General features: G+C 70.4%; 3 protein-coding genes. All 3 read left to right on the top strand.

Going from position 1 to position 3,994, the window contains the following annotated elements; translation table 11 throughout:
• The first annotated feature begins 124 nt into the window (after positions 1–124).
• A complete protein-coding gene (locus ABZ646_RS42055) occupies positions 125–352 on the top strand; it encodes a hypothetical protein (protein ID WP_360531710.1) in 228 nt (75 codons plus the stop codon).
• A 41-nt stretch (positions 353–393) separates the two neighbouring features.
• Positions 394–1,746, top strand: a complete 1,353-nt coding sequence (locus ABZ646_RS42050; protein ID WP_360531707.1) for an MFS transporter — start codon at positions 394–396, stop codon at positions 1,744–1,746.
• A gap of 121 nt (positions 1,747–1,867) precedes the next feature.
• Positions 1,868–3,994: glycoside hydrolase family 3 C-terminal domain-containing protein (locus ABZ646_RS42045; RefSeq protein ID WP_360531703.1), on the top strand; the 2,127-nt coding region annotated here is incomplete at its 3' end.

Raw genomic sequence — 3,994 nt, 5'->3', positions numbered from 1 at the left:
GTTCAAGCCGGGCCCACTGGCCATTCGTCAGATCCCCACGCCCCACAAGACCTGATCATCAACGAACAAGATCAACTTTCGCAACAGACCCTAGGCGCAACGCGCGGCCGCACTCGCGGAGCCGATGCCTGCGCCCGAGGAACTGCCGCACGGCGGTCTCCTCACGCGGCCGGTCCTCGAACTGCTCCAGGATCCAGCCGTCAGGACGGCGGTCGAGGAACACCTACCCGGCCTCACCCACACCGAACTCATCGCTTTCCCCTCGCAGTCGAGCCTGGTCGACCTGGCGCGGTGGGCGGTCATTCCCACCAGCACGCTGCGGTCCCTCGCGGACTGCCTTCAGGACGTGTAGCCACCTTCCCCATGGCTGCCTGAACCGACAGGAACCATCCCATGGCAACGGAACAGTCCGCGGCACCGCACGCCGCGCCCGACACCGCCTCCGCCTCCCGCGTCCCCCACCGCTGGCGCAACCTGCTGACCCTCACCGGCGTCATCTCCGTGGACAGCACCGAGGGCAACGCGACCGCCACCCTCTTCCCCTCCATATCCAGCGCTCTGGCCCTCAACAGTGGCCATCTGGGCACGCTCGCGGCGCTCGGCAAGGTCGCCTCCGTGCCGACCGGCCCGTTCTGGGTGTGGCTGGCGGGACGGATGGGCCGCCGCGCCACGCTGGTGCTCTCCACCGTCCTCGGCGGTCTTTTCGGAGTGCTCGCGGGGTTCGCGCAGAACTTCGGCACGCTGCTGCTGTTCAACACGCTCATGGCCGCTTGTCTGATCGGCGCCTCCCCGATCGCCAACGCCATCATCGCCGACTCCTTCACCGACGGGGAACGAGGAAAGGCGGTCGGCATCCTCTATGGCATCGCCAACACGTTCGGCCAGGTCATCGGCCCGGTCATCGCTCTCTTCACGGGCTTCACCGACGGCTGGCGCTACGGGATGTGGGCGATCGGCGCGGTCTGCATCCTCTCCGGGCTCCTCGTCGCGTTCGCCTTCAGGGACCCCGGGGTCGGCGCGGCCGAGGAACAGCTCGCGGACCTGGACGAGGCGGCCCGAGTGAAGAACAGCGTCACGGTGAAGTCCGTGCTCTCGCTCTTCCGCATCCCGACGTACTCGGTGATGATGCTCTCCCGGCTCCTCTCCGGGCACCTGCTCATCGTCATCTTCGGGATCCAGTTCCTGGTCTCCGAACGCGGGTTCAGCAACGCCGTCGCGGCCGTGGTGGGCATTCCCTTCGGCATCGGATACCTGGCCGGAACCGTCGGCGGCGGCTACCTCCTGGCCTTGGTCGACCAGCGTTGGCCGCAGCGGGGGCGCGTGGCCTACCTCCAGCTCGCCCAGGTCCTCTTCGCCGTCGTGGCCTTCTTCGGGACCCAGTTCCACTACTCCGGCGGGGTCGGGATCTACTGCGTCTTCTGGGCCCTCATGGGCTTCGGCCAGGGCGTGAACCCCTCGGCGAACCGGCCTCTGGTGACCGCGGTCGTCCTCCCCGAACTCCGTGGCCAGGCATTCGCCATCTGGCTGTCCGTCTTCGAGACCGTCGCCTGGGCCATCTTCGCCCTCGCCGCCGGCCAACTCGCCGAGAGCCTCGGCCTCCAGGCGGTCTTCCTCTGGGTCATGGTGGTCTGCATGCTCCTCAACGCCGCGGTGCTCGGCCTGCTTCACACCACCTACCCGCGGGACGCGCGGCGCGTCAGGTACGCACTCGAAGAGCGCCGCAGGCTCGCCGGCGGGGCCGCCTGATCCGCGGGCGCCCGTCTCCGAGAACGTGCACCGCACCTGCTTCCGGCGGCACCCGACTCCTGCCGGCGGCTCCCGGAGAAACCACGCCACTTCCCCTCATCGGACAGAGAAAGGCAACACCTTGCCCGCCAACCCCGCGACCCCCGATACGCGAGAACTCCTGGGTCGCCTGACCCTCGCCGAGAAGATCAAGCTGCTCACCGGGCGCGACTTCTGGTCGACCTGGCCCCTCGAAAAGATCGGACTGCGCAGCATCCTCATGTCCGACGGCCCCTCCGGGGTACGCGGACCGGTCTGGGACGAACGCGCACCCTCCCTGAACCTGCCCAGCGCGACATCTCTCTCGGCCTCCTGGGACGACACCGTCGCGTACCGCTACGGCGCGGTCATCGCCCAGGAGGCCCGCGCCAAGGGCGTCGACGTAGTGCTCGGCCCCACCATCAACCTGCACCGCTCCCCGCTGGGCGGGCGGCACTTCGAGGCGTTCAGCGAGGACCCGCTGCTGACCGGCCGCCTCGCCGCCGCCTACGTGCGGGGCATCCAGGACAACGGGGTCGCCGCGACCCCCAAGCACTACATCGCCAACGACTACGAGACCGACCGCTTCACGGCCTCGACGGAGGTCTCCGAGCGCACGCTGCGCGAGGTGTACCTCCTGCCGTTCGAGAAGGCCGTGACCGAGGCCCGGGCCTGGGCCGTCATGAGCGCCTACAACGCCGTCAACGGAGTCACCGCGACCGAGAACGACCTGTTGGAGACCCCGCTGAACTCGGAGTGGGGCTTCGACGGCGTGGTGATCAGCGACTGGACGGCCGTCCGCTCCACGAACGCCGCCAAGGCCGCCCAGGACCTGGAGATGCCCGGTCCCCGCGGAGCCTGGGGCGACGCCCTGCTCGCCGCCGTGGAAGCCGGCGCCGTCGACGAGGCGGACATCGACCGCAAGGTCCTGCGCATCCTCACCCTCGCCGCGCGCGTCGGAGCCCTGGAGGGCACCAGCGCCGTGGACCCGGCCGCGACGCCCGACTGCGGCTCCGGCGCCGGGTTCGCACGCGAGGCGGCGGCAGCGGGCATGGTACTGGTGCGCAACACCGGTGTGCTGCCGCTCGACCCCGGCGCGGTGACCCGGATCGCCGTCATCGGACACAACGCCGATCTCGCCCGCACTCAGGGCGGCGGCAGCGCCACCGTCGTGCCGGAGAAGGTCGTCAGCCCCCTCGACGGCATCATCGCCGCCTTCCCCGAAGCCGACGTCGAATACGCCCTCGGCGCCGTCGTCCAGGAAGGCATCGCCGAACTGCCCCTGGACGCCCTCACCGACCCCGCCACCGGCGAGCCGGGGGTACACGTACGCTTCCTGAGCGAAGAGCGCGAACTCTTCACCGAGAACCGCCGCGCCACCCGGCTCGTCTGGTTCGGCGGAAACGCCCCGGTCGACCGCTCCGACATCCTGGAAATCACCACCCGCTACACCTCCCCCCGCACCGAGACACTGCGCCTCGGTGTCGCCGCCCCGGGAGTCTCGCGCATCTGGGTCGACGGGGAACTCGTCCTGGACGCCGATGTCCCGCTCGCCGATGAACAACTCGGCGCCGCCTTCCTGCACCCGCCGACCACCTCCGCGGCCGTCCCGGTGACCGCGGGCCAGGCGGTGGAGATCCGCGTCGAGTACGAAATCCCCAAGGACACCGGCCTCAGCGGAGCCCTCGCGTACACGCTCGGTACGGAGGCGGACGACTCCGACCCCGACGGGCTGATCGAACAGGCGGCCGCCGCGGCGGCGCGAGCCGACGTGGCGGTGGTCGTCGTCGGCACGAACAGCGACGTCGAATCGGAGGGCTTCGACCGGACCTCGCTCGCCCTGCCCGGCCGCCAGGACGCCCTCGTATCCGCCGTCGCCCGCGCCAACCCCCGCACGGTGGTGGCCGTCAACTCCGGCTCGCCGGTCGAACTGCCCTGGCGCGACGACGCTGCCGCCGTCCTGCTGACCTGGTTCGGCGGCCAGGAGTACGGCAACGCCCTGGCCGACGTACTCACCGGAACCCGCGAGCCCGGAGGCCGGCTGCCCACCACATGGCCGGCGCGGCAGAGCGACGTACCCGTGCTCGACGTCACGCCCGTCAACGGCACAGTGCAGTACGACGAAGGTGTCCACGTGGGCTACCGGGCGTGGCTGCGCTCCGGCGCCACCCCCGCCTACCCGTTCGGGTACGGACTCGGCTACACCACCTGGGCCGTGAACCGGGCCACG

This window comes from Streptomyces sp. NPDC007162 (assembly GCF_040634175.1).
In the GTDB taxonomy this organism is placed as follows: Bacteria; Actinomycetota; Actinomycetes; order Streptomycetales; family Streptomycetaceae; genus Streptomyces.
The sequence above is the reverse complement of the archived record's forward strand: the minus strand, read 5'-3'. Positions and strand labels throughout refer to the sequence as shown.

Excerpts from the sequence above, each read along its gene's own strand:
- ABZ646_RS42050 (WP_360531707.1), top strand. The coding sequence starts at position 394 with ATGGCAACGGAACAGTCCGCGGCACCGCACGCCGCGCCCGACACCGCC.
- ABZ646_RS42055 (WP_360531710.1), top strand. The coding sequence starts at position 125 with ATGCCTGCGCCCGAGGAACTGCCGCACGGCGGTCTCCTCACGCGGCCG.